This is a genomic window from Arenimonas metalli CF5-1, from assembly GCF_000747155.1.
GTDB classification, from domain to species: Bacteria; Pseudomonadota; Gammaproteobacteria; order Xanthomonadales; family Xanthomonadaceae; genus Arenimonas; species Arenimonas metalli.
This window is the reverse complement of sequence record NZ_AVCK01000033.1, coordinates 1-18,983: the sequence shown is the minus strand read 5'-3', so window position 1 is coordinate 18,983 and position 18,983 is coordinate 1. Positions and strand designations below refer to the sequence as shown.

19 protein-coding genes are annotated in these 18,983 nt (G+C 71.5%); 10 read left to right on the top strand and 9 right to left on the bottom strand.

Going from position 1 to position 18,983, the window contains the following annotated elements; genetic code table 11:
* Window positions 1–23 precede the first annotated feature (23 nt).
* The 3 genes from N787_RS10465 to N787_RS10455 all read left to right on the top strand — a co-directional run bounded on the left by N787_RS10465 (window position 24) and on the right by N787_RS10455 (window position 3,317).
* A complete protein-coding gene (locus tag N787_RS10465; protein ID WP_034213668.1) occupies window positions 24–1,691 on the top strand; it encodes an endonuclease in 1,668 nt (555 codons plus the stop codon).
* Between the two features lie 103 nt (window positions 1,692–1,794).
* Window positions 1,795–2,238: a hypothetical protein gene (locus N787_RS14385; protein ID WP_052575371.1), complete on the top strand. Its 444-nt coding sequence runs from the start codon at window positions 1,795–1,797 to the stop codon at window positions 2,236–2,238.
* Between the two features lie 35 nt (window positions 2,239–2,273).
* Window positions 2,274–3,317 carry a two-component system sensor histidine kinase NtrB gene (locus N787_RS10455; RefSeq protein ID WP_034213665.1) on the top strand — a complete coding sequence of 348 codons (1,044 nt, stop codon included), beginning with the start codon at window positions 2,274–2,276 and terminating at the stop codon, window positions 3,315–3,317.
* 21 nt (window positions 3,318–3,338) lie between these two features.
* On the opposite strand, the gene N787_RS10450 is transcribed toward N787_RS10455, so the two are convergent.
* Window positions 3,339–4,046 (bottom strand): RES family NAD+ phosphorylase, encoded by a 708-nt coding sequence (locus N787_RS10450; protein ID WP_156968985.1) that lies wholly within the window; start codon window positions 4,044–4,046, stop codon window positions 3,339–3,341.
* Window positions 4,006–4,383 carry an MbcA/ParS/Xre antitoxin family protein gene (locus tag N787_RS10445; protein ID WP_034213662.1) on the bottom strand — a complete coding sequence of 126 codons (378 nt, stop codon included), beginning with the start codon at window positions 4,381–4,383 and terminating at the stop codon, window positions 4,006–4,008. The genes N787_RS10450 and N787_RS10445 overlap by 41 nt, the downstream gene beginning before the upstream one ends.
* Window positions 4,384–4,522: 139 nt before the next feature.
* Between N787_RS10445 and ntrC the strand changes: the two genes are divergently transcribed.
* The 5 genes from ntrC to N787_RS10420 all read left to right on the top strand — a co-directional run bounded on the left by ntrC (window position 4,523) and on the right by N787_RS10420 (window position 8,006).
* The gene (gene ntrC / locus N787_RS10440) at window positions 4,523–5,938 is read left to right on the top strand and encodes a nitrogen regulation protein NR(I) (RefSeq protein ID WP_034213659.1); all 1,416 of its coding nucleotides are present in this window, start codon (window positions 4,523–4,525) and stop codon (window positions 5,936–5,938) included.
* A gap of 56 nt (window positions 5,939–5,994) precedes the next feature.
* Window positions 5,995–6,387, top strand: coding sequence for a VOC family protein (locus N787_RS10435; protein WP_034213656.1), 393 nt, complete (start codon window positions 5,995–5,997; stop codon window positions 6,385–6,387).
* Between the two features lie 106 nt (window positions 6,388–6,493).
* Window positions 6,494–7,132, top strand: coding sequence for a superoxide dismutase family protein (locus N787_RS10430; RefSeq protein ID WP_034213653.1), 639 nt, complete (start codon window positions 6,494–6,496; stop codon window positions 7,130–7,132).
* Window positions 7,133–7,197: 65 nt separating this feature from the next.
* On the top strand, window positions 7,198–7,668 hold the full coding sequence (locus N787_RS10425) for a GNAT family N-acetyltransferase (RefSeq protein WP_034213640.1): 471 nt from the start codon (window positions 7,198–7,200) through the stop codon (window positions 7,666–7,668).
* A 38-nt stretch (window positions 7,669–7,706) separates the two neighbouring features.
* On the top strand, window positions 7,707–8,006 hold the full coding sequence (locus N787_RS10420; RefSeq protein ID WP_034213637.1) for a hypothetical protein: 300 nt from the start codon (window positions 7,707–7,709) through the stop codon (window positions 8,004–8,006).
* 124 nt (window positions 8,007–8,130) lie between these two features.
* Here the strand turns inward: N787_RS10420 and asnB are convergent, their stop codons facing one another.
* Both asnB and N787_RS10410 read right to left on the bottom strand, forming a co-directional pair.
* On the bottom strand, window positions 8,131–10,023 hold the full coding sequence (gene asnB / locus N787_RS10415; RefSeq protein ID WP_034213635.1) for an asparagine synthase (glutamine-hydrolyzing): 1,893 nt from the start codon (window positions 10,021–10,023) through the stop codon (window positions 8,131–8,133).
* A 1-nt stretch (window position 10,024) separates the two neighbouring features.
* On the bottom strand, window positions 10,025–10,894 hold the full coding sequence (locus N787_RS10410) for a glycosyltransferase family 2 protein (protein ID WP_084590757.1): 870 nt from the start codon (window positions 10,892–10,894) through the stop codon (window positions 10,025–10,027).
* On the opposite strand from N787_RS10410, the gene N787_RS10405 reads away from it, so the two are divergent.
* The gene (locus N787_RS10405; RefSeq protein WP_211252158.1) at window positions 10,890–11,951 is read left to right on the top strand and encodes a CDP-glycerol glycerophosphotransferase family protein; all 1,062 of its coding nucleotides are present in this window, start codon (window positions 10,890–10,892) and stop codon (window positions 11,949–11,951) included. The two genes, N787_RS10410 and N787_RS10405, sit on opposite strands and share 5 nt — an antisense overlap.
* A 4-nt stretch (window positions 11,952–11,955) precedes the next feature.
* Here the strand turns inward: N787_RS10405 and N787_RS10400 are convergent, their stop codons facing one another.
* Window positions 11,956–14,256, bottom strand: coding sequence for a patatin-like phospholipase family protein (locus N787_RS10400; protein ID WP_084590756.1), 2,301 nt, complete (start codon window positions 14,254–14,256; stop codon window positions 11,956–11,958).
* 81 nt (window positions 14,257–14,337) lie between these two features.
* The gene (locus tag N787_RS10395; protein ID WP_245593998.1) at window positions 14,338–15,213 is read right to left on the bottom strand and encodes a hypothetical protein; all 876 of its coding nucleotides are present in this window, start codon (window positions 15,211–15,213) and stop codon (window positions 14,338–14,340) included.
* 69 nt (window positions 15,214–15,282) lie between these two features.
* Here N787_RS10395 and N787_RS10390 point away from each other — a divergent pair, with 69 nt between their 5' ends.
* Window positions 15,283–16,560: an acetyl-CoA C-acetyltransferase gene (locus N787_RS10390; protein WP_034213627.1), complete on the top strand. Its 1,278-nt coding sequence runs from the start codon at window positions 15,283–15,285 to the stop codon at window positions 16,558–16,560.
* 66 nt (window positions 16,561–16,626) lie between these two features.
* On the opposite strand, the gene N787_RS10385 is transcribed toward N787_RS10390, so the two are convergent.
* From N787_RS10385 to N787_RS15145, 3 genes are all read right to left on the bottom strand, one after another.
* Window positions 16,627–17,118 (bottom strand): REP-associated tyrosine transposase, encoded by a 492-nt coding sequence (locus N787_RS10385; protein ID WP_425387870.1) that lies wholly within the window; start codon window positions 17,116–17,118, stop codon window positions 16,627–16,629.
* A 127-nt stretch (window positions 17,119–17,245) separates the two neighbouring features.
* The gene (locus N787_RS10380) at window positions 17,246–18,490 is read right to left on the bottom strand and encodes a heme biosynthesis HemY N-terminal domain-containing protein (protein ID WP_034213623.1); all 1,245 of its coding nucleotides are present in this window, start codon (window positions 18,488–18,490) and stop codon (window positions 17,246–17,248) included.
* Window positions 18,487–18,983, bottom strand: a 497-nt coding sequence (locus tag N787_RS15145) for a uroporphyrinogen-III C-methyltransferase (protein ID WP_034213620.1), incomplete at its 5' end; no start/stop codon positions are given. The genes N787_RS15145 and N787_RS10380, both read right to left, overlap by 4 nt.

Sequence of the window (18,983 nt, the reverse complement as noted above, 5' to 3'; positions counted from 1 at the left end):
CAACTTCTGGGGAGAAAGCGTACGTGATTATCCGGACCCTGCGGCTTCTGCCGCTGCTTTTGCTGTGCCCGTCGCTCGCCCAGGCCGGTGCCTGGATCAACGAGATCCACTACGACAATGCCGGCACCGACACCGGTGAACGCATCGAGGTCGCCGGCGACGCCGGTACTTCGCTGGCCGGCTGGACCCTGCACTTCTACAACGGCGCCGACCGCAAGGTGTACGCCACCCGCAGCCTGTCGGGCACGCTGGGCGCCACCTGCGGCGCCTTCGGCTTCGCCAGCGTCGACGCGGCCGGCCTGCAGAACGGCGCGCCCGACGGCGTCGCGCTCACCAATGCCTCCGGTACGCTGGTGCAGTTCCTGAGCTACGAAGGCAGCTTCAAGGGCGCCGACGGCCCGGCGCGCAACATCACCTCGTCGAACATCGGCGTCTCCGAAACCGAAGCCACGCCCGTCGGCCACTCGCTGCAGCTGGGCGGCAGCGGCACGCAGTATTCGAACTTCACCTGGCGCGCGGCGGCGGCCTCGAGCTTCGGCACTTGCAACGTCGCGCAGACCTTCCCGGTGCCGGACCTGGCGCCGACGATCACCGCGACCTCGCCGGCCGACGGCAGCGGCTCGGTGGCGCTGGACGCCAACCTCTCGATCACCTTCTCCGAGCCGGTGACGCTGGCGAGCGGCGCGGTGCTGCTGGCCTGCGACAGCGGCGGCAGCGTGGCGGTGGCCACCAGCGGCGGCCCGAGCCAGTTCACGGTGGATCCGCAAACCAGCCTGCCCGGCCTGTCGGACTGCATCGTCGACGTCGTCGCCAGCCGCGTGACCGACCGCGACGGCACGCCCACGCCGATGGCGGCGAACTACAGCTTCGTGTTCACCACCGCGGCGGTGCCGGGGCTGGACTACTACTCGGGCGTGAGCACCTCGAGCGCCTCCGCGATGCGCAGCAGCCTGCACGCGCTGATCGACGACCACCAGCGCTTCCCGTACACGTCCACGGCCACCGACACCTGGGACATCCTGGAGTACGCCGACGAGGACCCGACCAACCCGGGCCGCATCCTCGACGTCTACCGCAATGCCAGCTACCAAAAGTATGGCGCCGGCAACACCGAGTACAACCGCGAGCACACCTGGCCCAAGAGCTACGGCTTCACCAACGACGGCAGCGGCAACTACCCGTACACCGACACGCACATGCTGTTCCTGTCGGATGCCGGCTACAACAGCTCGCGCAACAACAAGCCGTATGCTGATTGCCTGAGCAACTGCGTCGAGAAGGTGACCGTGGCCAACGCCGGCGCGGGCGGCGGCAGCGGCGTGTTCCCGGGCAACTCCAACTGGTACGACACCACGTACTGGCAGACCTGGGGCGACCGCAAGGGCGACGTTGCCCGCGCGCTGCTGTACATGGACGTGCGCTACGAGGGCGGCACCCACGGCGTCACCGGCGTGGCCGAGCCGAACCTGATCCTCACCGACGACCCGGGCCTGATCCAGGCCTCGAGCAGCAACCTCAGCGTCGCCTACATGGGCCGCCTGGCCGACCTGCTGCGCTGGCACGCCGAGGACCCGGTGGACGAGAAGGAAATCCTGCGCAACGAAGCGGTCTATACCTACCAGGGCAACCGCAATCCGTTCATCGACCACCCGGAGTGGGTGGCCTGCGTGTTCCAGGGCGTCTGTCCCTGACGCGGGGCTCCGCGGGCGGCGCAGGCCGCCCGCGGGCAGGACGCTTCGAGACGGCTCCGAAGCAGCTAAGCTTGGCGTCCGTCCGTCAGCGCGCTTGCTTGGAATGAAAAAGGTTCACAGCTTCCGATCCAGGCAGTTCCGGCTCCAGGGTGCCGAGGACGAAGCCACCAATCCCGGACGCTTCGGCAAGTCGCTCGCGGAATGGCTCTCGGTCGAGCTTGGTTCGGCAGGCTACGCCACCGAAGTTATCGCCGAAGACTGGGGCTGGTGCGTGATGTGCGAGCGCGGCGATTACCAACTGTGGGTCGGCTGTGGGAATGTCGTCACGGAGGCCATCCTGGCGAGCAGCATTGACCAGCCGCCCTGCGAGGACGACATCATCTGGCAGGTTTTCGCCGAGATCGAGGTGCCGTTCTACATGATCCGCTCGAGCGTCCGCCGCTGGCTGGGCTGGCTGGACACGGCCACGCCGCTTGCGAAACTGGAAGCGGATCTCGAACGCATCCTGCGCGCCAACCCCGGCATCGAGTTCTGCGACGCGCCCTAGGCGCTCTCGCCGCCTGCTGGCCACATACTGTCGCCATGTCTTCCCCGCCGAATCCGCCCGCCCCCGAAAGCCTGGCCACGCCGCTGGCCTGGCTCGATGCCGACGGTCGCGTGCTGGGCTGCAATCCCGCCTTCGCCAGCTGGCTGGGCGTCAGCGCGCGGCGGCTGGTGGGCATGGCGTTACCCGAGCTCGATGCCGAGGGCGACCGCGTGGCCGGCCTGTTGCCGCGGCTGCTGCCCACCGGCGAGCCGCTGCGGGTGCGCCGCGCGCGCCTCGCCTTCCCCGGCAACGCCGAGCGCTTTGCCGACGTCTGGCTGGCGCGCACCGAGGACGGAGGCTTGCGCCTGGAGGCGCATCCCGCCGACGAGTTCCCGGGCGAAGACCCGGCCACCGCGCTTCCGGCGGCGCTGTCGGCCGCGCTGAAGGGACTGGCGCACGAAATCAGGAATCCGCTGGCCGGCATGAAGGGCGCGGCGCAATTGCTGGGCCGTCGTGTTGAAAGCGACGACGCCCGCGAGCTGGTCGACCTGATCGGCAGCGAAGTCGATCGCCTCGCCGCGCTGGTAGACCGCCTGCTCAACCCGGCGCCGCCGCGCGATTTCGAGCCGACCAACATCCACGCCGTGCTCGAGCGCGTGCGCGCGCTGGCCGAAACCGAAGCCGGCTGGTCGGTGAAGCTGGTGCGCGACTTCGATCCCTCGCTGCCCGAATTCCCCGGCGACGCCGACCGCCTGTCGCAGGCGCTTTGGAACCTGGTGCGCAACGCACTTGAATCCGGCGCCTCGCAGGTGTGGCTGCGCACGCGCGCCGAGCACCACGTGCTGATCGGCGACACCGCGCACCGCCTGGCCGTGCGCGTGGAAATCGCCGACGACGGCCGCGGCGTGCCCGACGATCTCGCCGAGCGCATCTTCCTGCCGCTGGTGTCCGGCCGCGCCGAAGGCAGCGGCCTCGGCCTGCCGCTGGCCCAGCAGGTCGCGCGCGAACACCGCGGCTCGCTGGGCTACCGCTCGCGCCCGGGCCACACCGTTTTCACCCTGCTGCTGCCGGTGCCCGATGCCGGCGAGGACGAGGCCTGATGCGGGCGGCGCGGCGATCGCTCAGGCGTAGCTGAATTCCAGCAGCGCCTGGTCCACCTGCCAGGTGACGCGCGTGGGCTGCACGGAAAGCCACAGGCGCTTGGGTTCGCCCACGGGTTTCTTGCCGACGAAACCGCTCGGCGTGAGCAGGGCGACGCAGCCGCCGTGCTCCGGGTGGCGCACCGACGCGTAGCGGATGGCGCCGATGTCCGCGGCGCGGGCGGCGCGGGCCAGGGACTGGCAATCGAGGTAGTCGTCCGGGTTCATCCATTTCGCGGCGTCGCGCGCCAGCGGCGGTTCGCGGGTGTCGATCGTGGTCGCGCGCAGCGAGGCCTGGAATGCGGTGTGCACCACCGGCGGCAGCCGCGACAGCGCGGTGGCGTCGCGCAGGAAGCGCCAGCGCCAGTAGCCGAGTTCGGCGCAGGCCGTGGGCAATGCGTCGGCGCCGTAGAACACGCCCGGCTCGCCGCCGGCGCGGAAGCGCGAGCCACCCGGCAGCGGCGGGTAGCGGAAGGGCGTGGACAGCAGGTAGTGCAGCGGCTTCGCGGCCGCCGGCAGCGGCGGCTTGGCGGCATCGAGCAGCGCTTCGAGCACCACCTGTTCGGCGGCGGTGTCCACCAGCTTCATCGTCGAGGCCACGCGCTGGTCCTCGACCACGCGCCAGGCGCGGCCGTGCCAGGGGCGCGCCTCAGACGCGAGCGCGGTGGGCGTCCAGGTAATCGGTGACATGGACCAGGCCGCGGGTCTCGAGGATGAGTTCGCGCGGGACGCCGTTGAGGCCGGCGTTGTCGCTGGCCAGCCAGGCGCGCGCGGCCTCGGTGCTGCCGACGATGGAATCGAGCGAACGGAACAGGCGCAGCAGCAGCAGGGCCAGCTCGCCCGGCTTGCTGCCGGGGTCGAGCCGGTACTGGCCTTGGTAGAGGCGGGTGACCGTGGCCTGGCTCAGGCCCAGCACCCGGCCCAGGGTGGCCTTGCTCAGGCCGAGCTGGTCGGCGGCGCGGGTGACGGCCTTGGCCAGCACGGCGTCGCGCTCGGGTTCGGGCAGTCGGGCGGGGATCCGGGACATGGCGCCTCCTTTCCCTTGGAACGATACGCCCATGAAATTTCAGGTGCAATCCCGCCGGGCCGGCCCGGCGCCGCGTCCCGGGGCCCGGGAGCGTCGGGCGGGCCTCGCCACTTGCACCTTTCTGGTGCAAGCTTTGGCCATGACTTTCACCGGTGCGCCAGGCTCCACCCGACTCTGGGTCGTCGATGACGACCGCACCGTCCGCTTCGTGCTGGCCGAGGCGCTGCGCGATGCCGGCTACGCGGTCAGCGCCTTCGAAGACCCGCGCCAGGCCCTGGCCGCGCTGGCCGACGGCGAGCTGCCCGACCTGGTGTTCACCGACGTGCGCATGCCGGGCATGGATGGCCTGGCCTTCCTCGACGCGCTCAAGGCGAAGCGCCCGGAGCTGCCGGTGGTGGTGATGTCCGCCTACACCGACATCGCCAGCACCGCCGGCGCCTTCCGCGGTGGCGCGCACGAGTTCCTGTCCAAGCCCTTCGATCTCGACGAGGCCGTGGCGCTGGCGGCACGCGCCCTGCCCGCCGCCGAATCCGCTTCGGCGCTGCCGGCCCCCGAGATGGGCGATGCGCTGGTGGGCGAAACGCCGGCGATGCGCGAACTCTTCCGCGCCATCGGCCGCCTGGCGCAGGCGCCTCTGAACGTGCTCATCACCGGCGAAACCGGCACCGGCAAGGAGCTGGTGGCGCGCGCGCTGCACCGCGAGTCGCCGCGCGCGCGCAAGCCCTTCGTCGCGCTGAACACCGCGGCGATTCCGGCGGAGCTGCTGGAAAGCGAGCTGTTCGGCCACGAGGCCGGCGCCTTCACCGGCGCGCAGAAGCGCCACGTCGGCCGCTTCGAGCAGGCCGATGGCGGCACGCTCTTCCTCGACGAGATCGGCGACATGCCCGCCTCGCTGCAGACGCGGCTGCTGCGCGTGCTGGCCGAGGGCGAATTCTTCCGCGTCGGCGGCCGCGAGCTGATCAAGGTGGACGTGCGCGTGGTCGCCGCCACCCACCAGGACCTCGAGGCCAAGGTGCGCGACGGCAGCTTCCGCGCCGACCTGCTGCACCGCCTCGACGTGGTGCGCCTGCGCCTGCCGCCGCTGCGCGAGCGCAAGGGCGACGTGCCGGCGCTGGCGGCGCGCTTCCTGGCCCAGGCGGCGAACAAATTCGGCGCGCCCGCCAAGCGCTTCCACCCCGAAGCGCTCAAGCGGCTCGAGCGCCACGACTGGCCCGGCAACGTGCGCGAGCTGGAGAACCTGTGCTGGCGCCTGGTGGCGCTGGCGCCCGGCGAAACCATCACCCTGCGCGAGCTCGGCAGCGCGCTGCGCAGCGAAGGCACCACTTCCGCCGCCGATGACTGGACCCGCGGCCTGGCCCAGGCCGCGCGCGAGGCGCTGGCGCGAGGCGACACCGGCCTGCACGCGGCGCTGCGCGAGCGCTTCGACCAGGTGCTGCTGGAGACCGCGCTGGAGCACACCGACGGCCATCGCCAGCTGGCGGCTGAAAAGCTGGGGCTGGGCCGCAACACCGTGACGCGCAAGCTGGGCGCCACCCGGCGGCGTAAATCACCCTAGCGCCGCCCGCCGCCGGTCTGCGACCATCCGCCGACCAATCCTGAAGGAGACGCTGCGTGTTTAGCCATGTGATGGTGGGAACCAACGACATCGACCGCGCCAAGCGCTTCTACGACGCGCTGCTCGGCTTCCTCGGCGCCGGCGCGCCGTTCGAGAACACCTCGGGCACCGGCCACAAGCGCCTGTTCTACCGCCACGAGGGCAGCACTTTCTGCGTCACCGAGCCGATCAACGGCGAACCGGCCACCGCCGCCAACGGCGCTACCCTCGGCTTCAAGTGCAGCTCGCCCGAGCAGGTGCAGCAGTTCCACGACATCGCGGTGGCCAACGGCGGCACCAGCTGCGAAGGCCCGCCGGGGCCGCGCACCAATGCCATCGGCACGCTGTACCTGAGCTACGTGCGCGACCCGGATGGCAACAAGCTGTGCGGCTTGTACCGCCCGGCCTGAGCCGGATTAGCCGGGACGCGGCCCGCGGGCTGACGCCGGAGGAATTGACCCCGGGTTAATGCCCGGGGCGCCAGACTCGATGCCCCAACGAATGCACGGAGATTCCATGACTGCTTTCCGCACCGTCCTGATCCTCGGCTCCGCGCTGGCGCTGGCCGCCTGCAGCCCGGCCGAGACGCCCGTCGCCGAGGAAGCGCCCGCGCCCGCGCCGGCGATGCCCGCCGAACCCGCGCCCGCGCCCGAAACCACGCAGCTCGCCGCCTCGGCGCGCGCCACGCTGTCGCCTGTGGGCGGGAGCGGCGTCAGCGGCGACCTCGTGTTCGACATCGCCGACGGCGGCGTGCGCGTCACCGGCACGCTGGCGGGCCTGCAGCCCGGCGCCACGCATGCGCTGCACGTGCATGAGTTCGGCGACTGCAGCGCGCCGGACGCCACCAGCGCCGGCGGCCACTTCAATCCGGGCCAGCAGCCGCACGGCGACCGCGCCGCGGGCGGCGCGCACCACGCCGGCGACATCCCGAACCAGACCGCCGGCGACAACGGCGAGGCGGCGGTGGACCAGGCGCTGGCCGGCCTCGAGATCGCCAGCGGCGGCGTTAACGACATCGTCGGCAAGGGCGTGATCGTGCACGCGCAGGCCGACGACTACACCACCCAGCCCACCGGCAACGCCGGCGGCCGCATCGCCTGCGGCGTGATCGAACTCGTGAACGCCCCGCCGGCCGACGCGGGCCCCGCGGAGTAATCCGCGGCGACCTGCCTGGCGCGCGCCCGTTAAACTGGGCGCGCCGCCAGCCTCCGGGAATCCCCATGTCCGACATCGTCATCCGCAACGCCACCGTCGACGACATCGAACGCATGGCCGGCTGGGCCGTCGCGATGGCCTGGGAAACCGAGCAGAAGAAGCTCGACCCGGACACCGTGCGCAAAGGCATCCGCGCCGTCTTCGACCAGCCGGGCCGCGGCCGCTACTTCATTGCCGAGCGCGACGGCGAAGCTGCCGGCACCCTCATGTTCACCTATGAATGGAGCGACTGGCGCAACGGCGACTGGTGGTGGATCCAGAGCGTCTACGTCGCGCCGGAGCACCGCCGCCAGGGCGTGTACGCCGCGCTGTACGCCCACGTGAAGCACGCCGCCGCGGCCTGCGCCGACGTCTGCGGCCTGCGGCTCTACGTCGAGCACCACAACACCAACGCCCAACGCACCTACGAGTCACTGGGCATGGTGGACGCCGGCTACAAGATGTACGAAGCGGCGCTGCTCAAGCCCCGCACCTGACCCTGACGGGTCCTTCTCCCGCGGCAGAAGGAAAGTCCATGAACTACTTAGTTCTTCTCGGCTTGGTGCTCGCGCTCGCGATCCACATCCATGCGTTGCTGGTGTCGCGGCGAGGCCACACGGGCGCGCACGAAGCCGCCTTCTGGGGCGGGATCCTCGGGATGCTCTCGATCCCGGCCGCGCTTGTGGCGGCGATCACCTACTTGCCGTTTGCCATCACCGGCCCCGGCAATCACCCGATCAGCTGGATCGCCCCTGCCACGCTGGCCGCCGTCGGGGTACTGGTCGTGTTCTCGCTCATCACCGGGGCGGTCGCGAGGCGCCAACCCGCGTTTTGACGTAGCGGAATGAACGCACTGCCGGCGCACCAAAAAATCCGCCCTTATCCGCGCCCATCCGCTCTGATCCGCGTTCGACCCCAGACCGGCATCGAAGCGAGAAGCCAACGCACCCGCAACGACCTCAGCGCAGCGTTTCGCGCCAGGCCTGGAACATCAGCACGCCCCACAGGTGCGTGTGCCACTTGCGCTCGCCGCCAAGGAATTCGCGCCACAGCGCGCGGATCGGCGCCGGGTCGAAGTGGCGTTCCTCGCGCAACCGCTGTTCGGAAAGCTGGGCCTCGGCCCAGTCGCGCAGCGGGCCGCGCAGCCAATCGCCGACGGGCGCGCCGAAGCCGGCCTTGCTGCGGTAAACCATCTCGCGCGGAAGGTAGCGCTCCAGCAGGCGCTTGGGCAGCACCTTGAGCTCGCCGTCGCGGTACTTCATCGCCATCGGCAGCGACCAGGCGAAGTCGGCCACGCGGTAGTCGAGCAGCGGCGCGCGCGCCTCCAGCGCCACCGACATGCTGGCGCGATCGACCTTGGTGAGGATGTCCTCGGGCAGGTAGCAGGCGGTGTCGAGCGCCATCAGGGCATCGCCAGGCGTGCCGACGCCCGGCATCGCGCGCGGGTCATCGTAGGCGGTGGCCAGGCGGCGCGCGCCGATCACCACGGCCTCGGGGTCCTTCCAGTGGCTGACGCGATGACGCGCGAGGCCCTGCAGGTCGCCGGTGGCGAGCTCGGCGCGCAGCGCGGCCAGGCCGCCCAGGCGCGCTCGCTCGCCGGGCTTGCCGGCCAGCTTGGCCAGCGCCGCGCGCGGCAGGCGGCGAAGCAGCGCGTCGTTCTTCAGCGTGCGGGCGTAGCGGCGGTAGCCGAAGAAGAGTTCGTCGCCGCCGTCGCCCGAGAGCGCCACGGTGACGTGTTGGCGCGTGAGGCGACACAGCAGGGTGGTCGGGATCTGCGAGGAGTCCGCGAACGGCTCGTCGAACAGGCGCGGCAGCTCCGGCACCAGGTCGAGGGCCGCGCGACCATCGACATGCAGCGGCGTGTGCGCCGTGCCGAGGTGGGCGGCGACGGCGGCGGCCTGCTCGCTCTCGTCGTGCACGGCGTTGTCGAAGCCGATCGAGAACGTGCGCACGGGCTGCGACGACTGCGCCTGCATCAGCGCGGTGACCAGCGAAGAATCGGTGCCGCCGGACAGGAAGCTGCCCAACGGCACGTCGGCCTCCATCCGCAGCGCGGTGGCGTCGCGCAGCAAGGCGTCGAGCTGGTCCAGCGCGGCGGCCTCGTCGCCGTCGAAGCCGCGGGTGATGGCGGCGCGCTGCGCATCGAGCGCACTCCACCACGGCTTTGGTGCAGGCAGTTCGCGCGCAGACAGCGCCGAAGCGTCCAGCTTCAGCAGATGGCCGGCCGGCAACTTGCGCACGCCGCGCAGGATCGAATGCGGCGCCGGGATGTAGTCGAAGCGCAGCAGCAGCGCCAGCGCGTCGGGATCCACGTCGGCGCGGAAGCCCGGCAGCGCGCGCAGCGCCGCGAGCTCGCTGCCGAACACCAGGCGACCTTCGCTCAAGCCGTAATAGAGCGGCTTCTTGCCGAGGCGATCGCGCGCCAGCCAGAGCACGCGATCGCGCCGATCCCAGGCCGCGAAGGCGAGCATGCCGTTGCCGCGCGCCAGCGCGCCTTCCACGCCCCACTGCGAAATCGCCGCCAGCAGCACTTCGGTGTCCGATCGGCTGCGGAAGCCGTGGCCCAGCGCCACCAGCTCGGCGCGGATCGCCACATGGTCGTAGATCTCACCGTTGAAGGCGATCACCCAGCGGCCGTCGGCCGAGGCCATGGGCTGGTGGCCTTCGGGGCTCAGGTCGACGATGGCCAGGCGCTGGTGCGCGAGCACGAGGCCGGCGGCGGGTTCGGCCCAGGCGCCGGCGTCATCCGGGCCGCGGTGGGCGATGGCGGCGCCGAGGCGGCGGCCGAGGGCGAGCAGCGAATCTTCCGAATCGCGTGCGTCGGGGAGCCAGGCGCCGGCGATGCCGCACATGTCAGGAATCCTTCGGCGGCGCGATCGGGGTTGAAACCCCTCCCACAGGGGCAACCGGGTTCGGGCCTGAAGGCCCGCCTACAGGATCGGCAACCGCTTGGTTGTTCTGCAGGAGCCAGAGCATCACGGTTTTCTGGCGGACGTAGTTGGCGCGGACGTAGGCGTAAACCAGGCCGTGCCAGCCGTCGCGGAAGCCGCCGCGCAGCAGGTAGCCGCGCCAGAAGCGCCAGGCCGGCGCCAGCACCAGTTTCGCGAGCGAGGCGCGCTTGCCGCGGGCGAAGTCGTGCTCGGCCATCATCCGCGCGTACTTCTGGGTCTTGGCCAGCTGCTGCTCGAGGGAGCGATACGGGTAGTGGATCAGGTCGCCCGCCAGCGTCTGCACCGGGCCGTCGACGCTGGCGGCCTCGTGGATCTCGCGGGTGCCGCGCCAGCCGCCGCGGCGCCGGTCGAACAGGCGCAGCACGCGGTCGGGGTAGGCGTTGCCGTGGCGCAGGAAGCGCCCGAAGTAATCCGACAGCCGGGCGAACCGGTAGCCGGCCGCGCCGTTGAATCCGGTGTCGCGCGCGGCCAGGATCGCGTCGCGCAGCGCCGGGCTGACGCGCTCGTCGGCGTCCAGGCACAGCACCCAGTCGTGCGCGGCCTGTTCGACCGCGAACTGCTTCTGGCTGCGGAAGCCCTCGAACCGGCGCAGGAAGACGCGGGCGCCCTTCGCTTCGGCGATCGCCACCGTGGCGTCGGTCGAATGCGAGTCCACCACGATGATTTCGTCGCAGAAAGCCAGCGAATCGAGGCAATCGGCTAGGCGGCCGGCCTCGTTGAACGTGATAATGCAGGCCGAGAGACGCGGCGACGGGGCCGTGGAGGCGTTGATGGCGGAATACCTGCTGTTCGCGACGGAGCGCTATGCGTTGCCCATTCTGGGGCCGCTGGCGAGCGCGCTGCAAGCCGCCGGCCATGGCGTCAGCAGCCTGTTCGTGGCCGGCGCCGCGGGCGCCACGCTGCCGCCGCCGGTGCGCCCGGTGGACGTGCGCGGCGCGGTGGCGCTGCGGCCACGCGCGGTGTTCAGCGCCGCCAACACCGTGCCCACCTTCGTGTCGGGCGCCAAGGTGCAGCTCTTCCACGGGTTCAACGTCGAGAAGCGCAGCGACCAGCGCGGCCATTTCCGCGTGCGCGGGCTGTTCGACCTGTACTGCACGCAGGGCCCGCTGACCACCGCACCGTTCGAGGCGATGGCGCGTGAGCAGGGCCACTTCGCGGTGGTCGAGACCGGCTGGCCCAAGCTGGATCCGCTGTTCCGAGAAGAGGATGCCGATGCGCGCGCGCTGCGCCTGCGCGCCCACGGCCGGCCGGTGGTGCTGTTCGCGTCCACCTTCACCGAGCGGCTGAGCGCGGCGCCCCACCTGGCCGATGCCATCGCCGCCGAGATCGCGCGCGGCGAGCGCTTCTGGATCCTCACCCTGCACCCGAAGTGCGCGCCGGCCCTGTTCGAGCGCTACCGCGCGATGGCGGGCGACAGCGCGGTCTTCGTCGAGACCGAGCAACTCATGGCCGCGCAGCGCGCCGCCGACGTGCTGGTGGCCGACACCACCTCGGTGGTCTCCGAGTTCGCGGTGCAGCGCAAGCCGGTGGTCACCTTCCGCAACCGCGCGCCCAAGCCGCACATGCTCGATTTCGACGCGCCGGAAGACCTGCGCGCGCAGCTCGGACTCGCCTTCGCGCCGACGGCCGCGCTCGCGAACGCCATCGCCGACTACGCCGACGCCATCCACCCGGCCCGCGACGGCCGCGCCAGCGAGCGCGTGATCGCGGCCACCGAGGCGCTACTGGCCGGCGAGCTGGGCACGCTGCGGCGCAAGCCGCTGTCGTCGCTGTACCGCGGCCTGCAGATCCGCCGCGAACTCGGCTACTGGGGCCGCGCGGCGCGCTGAAGGCTCAGCGCGGGCGACCCAGTTCGAGCAGGAAGATGCCCTCGCCGCCCTGGCGCAGGCCGTAGCCGAGCTGCAGCGGCCCGAGCCAGGAATCGAAGCCGAAGTACACGCTGCCGTGCAGCTCGCCTTCCGCGCCGTCGAGGTCGGCGCCGGTGGCCCAGGTGCGGCCGTATTCGAGCGTGCCGCCCAGTACCGCCGGCCGGCTCAGCACGCGGCCCAGCTCATACGTGTAGCCGCCGTAGACCAGCGCGTAGTTGTCGGCCAGCCGCTCGTTCGGCCGGTAGCCGGCGAAGCGCGTCAGGCCGCCGAGGCGGAACTGGCTCTGGATCGGGATCAGGTCGCTGCTCGACACGTGGTAACGCAGGCCGGCGAAGCCCGAGTGCTTGCCGATCGCGCGGGCGTGGATCACGTCGAAGTTCGATTGGTCGAAGTCGCCGTCCGCGCCCAGGCTTTCGCGCGAGGCCACCTGGCTGAACACCGCGTAGGTGCCGGCGCGCGGCAGGTAGGTGCTGTCGATGCGGTCGAAGGTGAGCGTGAACTCGGCCTCGCCCAGGTCGTAGTCGAGCTCGTCGAACAGCGGGTCGAACAGCTCGGGCTTGGCGGTGCCGTAGCGTCGCCGCACCGACAGCGTGGCCGCGCCGAAGTTGCCGAACTCGCGGCCCAGGCCGACTTCGCCGCCCCAGTTGGGCGCGCGGAAATTCGCCAGGCGTTCGCCGTCCTCGTTGAAGAGCGTGAACTTCGGGCTCTCGCCGCTGAGCTGCAGCAGCGTGAAGTAGTCGCTGTTGGCGCCCAGCGGCTGGTACCAGTCCATCAGCAGGCCGGGCTCGTCGCCCAGCTGCAGCAGGCCGCGCACTTCGCCGCCGCTTTCGTTCACGGGCGCGCGCAGCACGCCGGCGCGCAGGTTCACGAAGAAGTCGCCGCTGAAGTCGGAGTACAGGCTCAGGCCGGTCTCGAGGTAATTCGGGCCGTAGCTGTGCGGCACCACGCGCACCACCACGCCGGTGCGGCCGTCTTCCTCGATCAGGTCGTAGGTCACCAGGTCCATGGTGTCCAGGCCGTAGATGCGCTGCAGGTTCTCCTGCAGGCGCGTAGTGTCCAGCGGCTGGCCGGGCGCGATGTCCAGGCGCGCCAGCAGGAAGGCGTCGGCGTAGCGGGTGCGGTTGTCCAGGCGAACGAAGTCGACCACCGGCGCCTCGCGCGACGGCTTGTCGCGGCTGGCCATCGCCGCGTCGTAGGTGTCCGCCGGCAGGGCCAGCGCCGCGAGCCTCGGGCGCAGCTCCTCGATGCCGCGCTCGCCGAGCTCCATCGCCAGCTCGATCTTGGCGAAATCGGAGGTCGACACCTCGGCGCCCAGCGGCGGCCGCACCAGCAGGTCGCGCGGGCCGAGCGTGGTGGTCTGCGCGCGCGCGCTGCCCACGGTCATGAAGCCGCTGATCTGGTCGACGATGGAGAACAGGCTGGCGCCTTCGTCGAGCCTGGACAGCGGCGTGCTCACGTCCACCGCGATCACCACGTCGGCGCCCATCGCCCGCACCACGTCCACCGGCACCTGGTTGGCCAGGCCGCCGTCCACCAGCACCTTCCCGTCCACCACCACCGGCTTGAAGATGCCGGGGATGGACATGCTGGCGCGCATCGCCAGCGCCAGGTTGCCCGAGCCAAGCACCACCGCCTGGCCGGAATTGAGGTCAGTGGCGACGGCGCGGAACGGGATCGGCAGCGCGTCGAAGTCATCGCGCGTGGCCACCGGCTGGGTCAGCTCTTCGAGCAGCAGCAGCGCGCGCTCGCCGGAGAGCACGCCGGGCGCGATCTTCAGGCCCTCGTTGCCGATGCCGGGCTTGCCGGCCACCAGCGCCAGGTCGTCGTCGCGCTTGCGGCGGAAGGAGCGCTGCGGCCGCTCCAGGCGATCGACGAACATGCTGCCCCAGTCCATCGCACGCATCTGCTTCTCGAGCTCGACCGCGCTCATGCCCGAGGCGTACAGCCCGCCGACGATCGCGCCCATGCTGGTGCCGGCGATGCAGTCGACGGGAATGCGCTGGCGCTCGAGCTCCTTGAGCACCGCCACGTGCGCGAAGCCGCGGGCACCGCCGCCACCGAGCACCAGCCCGATGCGCGGCCGGGTGTCGCCTTCGGCGCGCAGCCCGCAAGACGTCGCCACCGCCCCGTTCGCAACATCGGAAGACGGGGTCAGGTTCGGAACCTGACCCTGCCCTGGCGCCGGGCCCGGGTCCACGCCCTGCGCCGGGGCAAGGGGGGCGAGGGCGACGAGGCCGATCAGCAGGAGGAAGCGGGACAGGGGCATGGCGGGACTCCGAGGGACCCGGCATTGTTCCGCATCGCTCCGCCCGCAACCATCGCCGCGGCGTGAAGCCTCAGCCGCGCTTCAGGCCGACAGCACCGCGCGCGGGTCCTGGCCCGCCGGGCAGTGGTCGAAGGTGACCGGGATGCCGTGCGCCCCCAGCACCGCGGCGAACTGGCGCTGGCGCATCTGGAAGCGCTCGAACGCGCGCCCCAGCGCGGCCGCGTCGGCGCCGGCGGGCGCGAAGCCGCCCTCGGACCAAGCATCGGCGTCGAGCATGGCCATCCGCACCTCGCCGCCGGCGTAGCGCGCCAGCGGTTCGGGCGGCGCATCCAGCCATTGCTCGCTGTCCGGGGCCAGCAGCGCGGCCTCGACCAGCGGCCACAGCGGGCCCAGGCCGGCGTGGTCGTACTGCATGGCCATCATCGCGGCCAGGTCGTTGAGGGTGAGCAGGCGCGCGTGCTCGACCGCCGCGCCGAAGCCATCCTGGGCCAGCAGCGCGGTGTCGGCCCCGGCCATGCCGGTGTCGAGCAGCACCTGCTCCATGCGCTCGCCGACCTCGGCCACGGCGGACGGCTCGCCGCGCACCAGCAGCGGCAGCAGGCGCAGCGGGCCTTCCGCATGCTCGGGCGCGGGCCGAAGCGGCGGCGGCAGGCCCTCGGCGCCGGCGCCGAAGCCGATCACGCGGCCGCCGGCGGCGCCGGGCGCGCGGGCGACGAGGCGCTCGAGCTCGGCGTGCAGCGGATAGCCCGGGCGCAGCAGCTCCACGGGGTCGAACAGCGCCGCCACCAGGCCCAGGTCGAGCGCGGCGGCGCCCGGCACCAGCTTGTCCAGGTCGCGGGCGACGAGGGCGGCCAGCGCCCCGGCTTCGTCCGGCGACAGCGCCGTCCGGCCCGCCACCGCGCCGGGCGAGAGTTCGACGGCGAGGGCGCCAAGGCAGCTGAGGTCGGGATTCGGCATGGGCATACGGTGGCGTCGGGTTATGATCGCGATCATACCGCTGCACCGTTATCGCAAGGAGTGAATCCGATGTCGCCCATCCGTCGTGTCGCCATCCTCGGCGGCGTCCGCATCCCCTTCGTCCGCAACAACACGGCCTACCACGACGTCGGCAACCTCGGGATGTCGATCAAGGCGCTGGGCGCCGTGGTCGAGAAGTTCAAGCTGCACGGCGAGGCGCTGGGCGAGGTGGCGATGGGCGCCGTGCTCAAGCACAGCAGCGACTGGAACATCGGCCGCGAGGCGGCCCTGAGCTCGGGCCTGTCGCCGTCCACGCCGGGCATCACGATGCAGCGCGCCTGCGGCACCTCGCTCGACACCGTGATCCACATCGCCAACAAGATCGCCGTCGGCCAGATCGAGGCCGGCATCGGCGGCGGCTCCGACACCACCTCGGACGTGCCGATCGCGGTGAACAAGCGCCTGCGCCGCCGCCTTCTCGACGCCAACATGGCGCGCAGCTTCGGCGCGCGGCTCAAGGCCTTCAAGGGCTTCAAGTTCAAGGAGCTCAAGCCCGAGTTCCCGGGCGTCGGCGAGCCGCGCACCGGCAAGTCGATGGGCGAGCACTGCGAGATGATGGCCAAGGAGTGGAAGATCACCCGCGAGGACCAGGACCAGCTGGCCTTCGAATCCCACACCAAGGCCGCCGCGGCCTACGAGCGCGGCTTCTTCGCCGACCTGGTCACGCCCTTCCGCGGCGTCGAGCGCGACAACATCCTGCGCCCCGACACCACCCGCGAGAAGCTGGCCACGCTCAAGCCCGCCTTCGACCGCAGCTCCGGCCAGGGCACGCTGACCGCCGGCAACTCCACGCCGCTCACCGACGGCGCCTCCGCCGCGCTGCTGGCCTCGGAAGACTGGGCGCGTGCGCGCGGCCTGGAAGTGCAGGCCTACCTGCGCGATGCCCAGGTGGCCGCGGTCGATTTCGTGCACGGCGAAGGCCTGCTGATGGCGCCGTGCTGGGCCGTGGCCCAGCTGCTCAAGCGCAATAACCTCACGCTGCAGGACTTCGATTTCTACGAGATCCACGAAGCCTTCGCCGCGCAGGTGCTGTGCACGCTGAAGGCCTGGGAAGACGAAACCTTCTGCCGCGAAAAGCTCGGCTGGGACGGCGCGCTGGGCCGCATCGACCGCGCGAAGCTCAATGTCGTCGGCAGCTCGCTGGCCGTGGGCCATCCCTTCGCCGCCACCGGCGCCCGCATCGTCGCCACCGCCGCCAAGCTGCTCAAGGAAAAGGGCAGCGGCCGCGTGCTGGTGTCGGTCTGCACCGCCGGCGGCATGGGCGTCGCCGCCATCATCGAACGCTGAACTACCTGTAGGAGGGCCTTCAGGCCCGAAGCTTTTCGCGAAAAAGCTTCGGCCCTGAAGGGCCTCCTACAAGGGCGCTCCGTCGCGATCCAGCCAGACGGCATCCCAGTACGGATAGTCTCCGCAGGTCATGGCCAGGCCCGCACGGATCGGGTTCGAAACGATGTAGCGCGCAACCTCCCTCAGGTCCTCATCCCGACGCAGCGCGTGGTCGTGGAAGGCAGCCGCCCAGACGGGACCGTTCCGCCCAGTGGCCTGGTTGAATCGGCGGGAGCTAATACCCTTGGCCAAGTTCATCGTTCTCGGCAGCGAATGGGTGTCACCCAGCACAAGCAATCCGTGCCAATGATCTGGCATCAATGCCCAGCATAGAAGCTCTGATCCAGCCCAGGTCGCTGGCGCGGAGATGATCCGGCTCATTTGCGACGCATGGTGCCAGTCGGAAAATATTCTTTCTCGACCATGCGTGGTCGTGGTCAGGAAATAGGTCCGGTGAGCTTCGCTTCGCCTGCCGATTCGCAGGTCGGATTGTCGGAAGCGCGGCGCGGCGTGTGGCATGCCGTCAGCCTTGCAGAGTCCCGAATGCCATTCCCTAGGAATCCTTCCCGAGGGCATGTAGGAGGGCCTTCAGGCCCGAAGCTTTTTCGAGAAGAGCTTCGGGCCTGAAGGCCCTCCTACAGGGGGATCAGGGAGGTAGCAGGGGGATGCCGTGTTCGTTGCGGAGCTCGGCGACGGCCTGGTCGGCGATTTGTTCGCGCAGGCTGCGGCCCGAGAGGGACAGCAGGGCTTCGCCGCGGGCTGAACGCAGGGCGTTGGCGTAGGCGATCGTGGCGCGGGCGCTGTCGTTCTGCGCCGTCCACGCGTGTCCCAGCAGCTCCCAGGCTTCGGCGCCGGCGCCCTGCGCGAGCGCGCGGTGCAGGAAGTCCTCGGCCTTGCCCCACAAGCGCTGCGCGAGGCACAGCTGGCCCAGGGCCACCAGCAGCGCCGGGCTGGCGGCGTGCGCGGCCAGCCAGGCCTCGGCGCGCGCCAGGCGCTGCGGGTCGCGGCCGGCGGGCAGGCGGCCGTAGATCTCCACCAGCGAGTCATTCCACTGCGCGTCCAGCGCGTCGGCCAGCGCCTGCGCGCCGGTGTCCTCGAGGCCCAGCCCGGCCGCGCGGAGCGCGAACGCGGCCACGACCGGCGCGGCCTGCTGCAGGCGCTGCGGCAGCGCGTTCCAGCGCTGCAGCAGGCCGTCGGCCTGCGGCGACTGCGCCAGGGCGGCGGCGGTGAGTTCGATTTCCAGCGCCGACAGTGCCGGTGCCGACAGCGCCTGCTCGCGACGCAGGGCATTGAGCTGGGCCTGCGCCTCGTGCGCGCGGCCGGCGCCGACCAGCGCGCGGGCCTGCAGCAGCTGCGCCGCCGGCGGCGCATTGGCGAACGGTGCCAGTGCGGCCAGCACCTCCTCGTGGCGCTGCGCCGCGGCCAGGCGCGTGGCCTGTTCCAGCGCGGCAGCCTGCGGATCCTGCAGCAGCAGCGCGGCCTGGTGGCGGGCGGCGGCTTCGACATCGCCGCGGCCATCGGCGGCACGGCGCGCGCCGATCAGCGCGGGCGTGCGCAGCAGCGGCTCTTCGGCGGCCTTGAGCAGCAGTGATTCGGCGCGCTGCCAGCGGCCCTGGTGCAGCGCTTCGAGGCCGGTGGCCAGGCGGCTGCGCGCGAGCTGGCGCGCGTGCCGGCGCCAGGCCTGCACCGGCAGTTTCAGCAGCCACACCAGCGCCCACAGCGCGAACCACAGCAGCGCCCAGCCGATGACGAAATAGGCCAGCGTGGTCGTGTAGGTCAGGCCGCGGAAGCGGACCACGACGTCGCCCAGGTCCTGCGAGAACCAGGTCCAGCCCAGCGCGCCCAGGGCGGCCAGGGCCAGCCACCAGAGCAGGCTGCGGTAGAGGTTCACGGCGCCAGGCCCCGCCGCAGGTCGCGCAGCTGCTGCAGGCCGCTGCCGGACATCGGCAGGTCGGGGCTGAGGTCGAGCGTGCCGAGCGCGGCCAGTCGCTCGCGGCGCTCGCGCAGCGTGGCGTCTTCGGCGTAAAGCCGCTGCAGCCACTGGTCGATGCGCACGACGGCGGCGCGGAAGGCGGCTTCGTCGCGGCGGTCGAGCGCGATCCGCGCCAGCGCCAGCTCGAGCCCGAGCGCGGCTTCGCCGGTGGCGCGGTCGGCGGGCGAGATCAGGTCCTGCGTGCTGCTCGGGCGCACCTGCACGATCGCGTCGAGCAGGCGCTGCCAACCCGAACCCGTGCCCGAGGCCGGCGGCGCGCCGGGCGCGCGGCTGGCCAGGCGCGGCAGGCTGGCCTGCAGCGCGTCGAGCTCGCCGGCGGCGACGCCGCGCGGGTCCGCGGGCAGCGCGCGCAGCGCCGCCAGCTCCTGGCCCAGGGTCTGGCGCAGGTTGA

Excerpts from the sequence above, each read along its gene's own strand:
- N787_RS14385 (WP_052575371.1), top strand. The coding sequence starts at position 1,795 with ATGAAAAAGGTTCACAGCTTCCGATCCAGGCAGTTCCGGCTCCAGGGT.
- N787_RS10455 (WP_034213665.1), top strand. The coding sequence starts at position 2,274 with ATGTCTTCCCCGCCGAATCCGCCCGCCCCCGAAAGCCTGGCCACGCCG.
- N787_RS10450 (WP_156968985.1), bottom strand. The coding sequence starts at position 4,046 with ATGTCACCGATTACCTGGACGCCCACCGCGCTCGCGTCTGAGGCGCGC.
- N787_RS10445 (WP_034213662.1), bottom strand. The coding sequence starts at position 4,383 with ATGTCCCGGATCCCCGCCCGACTGCCCGAACCCGAGCGCGACGCCGTG.
- ntrC (WP_034213659.1), top strand. The coding sequence starts at position 4,523 with ATGACTTTCACCGGTGCGCCAGGCTCCACCCGACTCTGGGTCGTCGAT.
- N787_RS10430 (WP_034213653.1), top strand. The coding sequence starts at position 6,494 with ATGACTGCTTTCCGCACCGTCCTGATCCTCGGCTCCGCGCTGGCGCTG.
- N787_RS10425 (WP_034213640.1), top strand. The coding sequence starts at position 7,198 with ATGTCCGACATCGTCATCCGCAACGCCACCGTCGACGACATCGAACGC.
- N787_RS10420 (WP_034213637.1), top strand. The coding sequence starts at position 7,707 with ATGAACTACTTAGTTCTTCTCGGCTTGGTGCTCGCGCTCGCGATCCAC.
- asnB (WP_034213635.1), bottom strand. The coding sequence starts at position 10,023 with ATGTGCGGCATCGCCGGCGCCTGGCTCCCCGACGCACGCGATTCGGAA.
- N787_RS10400 (WP_084590756.1), bottom strand. The coding sequence starts at position 14,256 with ATGCCCCTGTCCCGCTTCCTCCTGCTGATCGGCCTCGTCGCCCTCGCC.
- N787_RS10395 (WP_245593998.1), bottom strand. The coding sequence starts at position 15,213 with ATGCCGAATCCCGACCTCAGCTGCCTTGGCGCCCTCGCCGTCGAACTC.
- N787_RS10390 (WP_034213627.1), top strand. The coding sequence starts at position 15,283 with ATGTCGCCCATCCGTCGTGTCGCCATCCTCGGCGGCGTCCGCATCCCC.
- N787_RS10385 (WP_425387870.1), bottom strand. The coding sequence starts at position 17,118 with ATGCCACACGCCGCGCCGCGCTTCCGACAATCCGACCTGCGAATCGGC.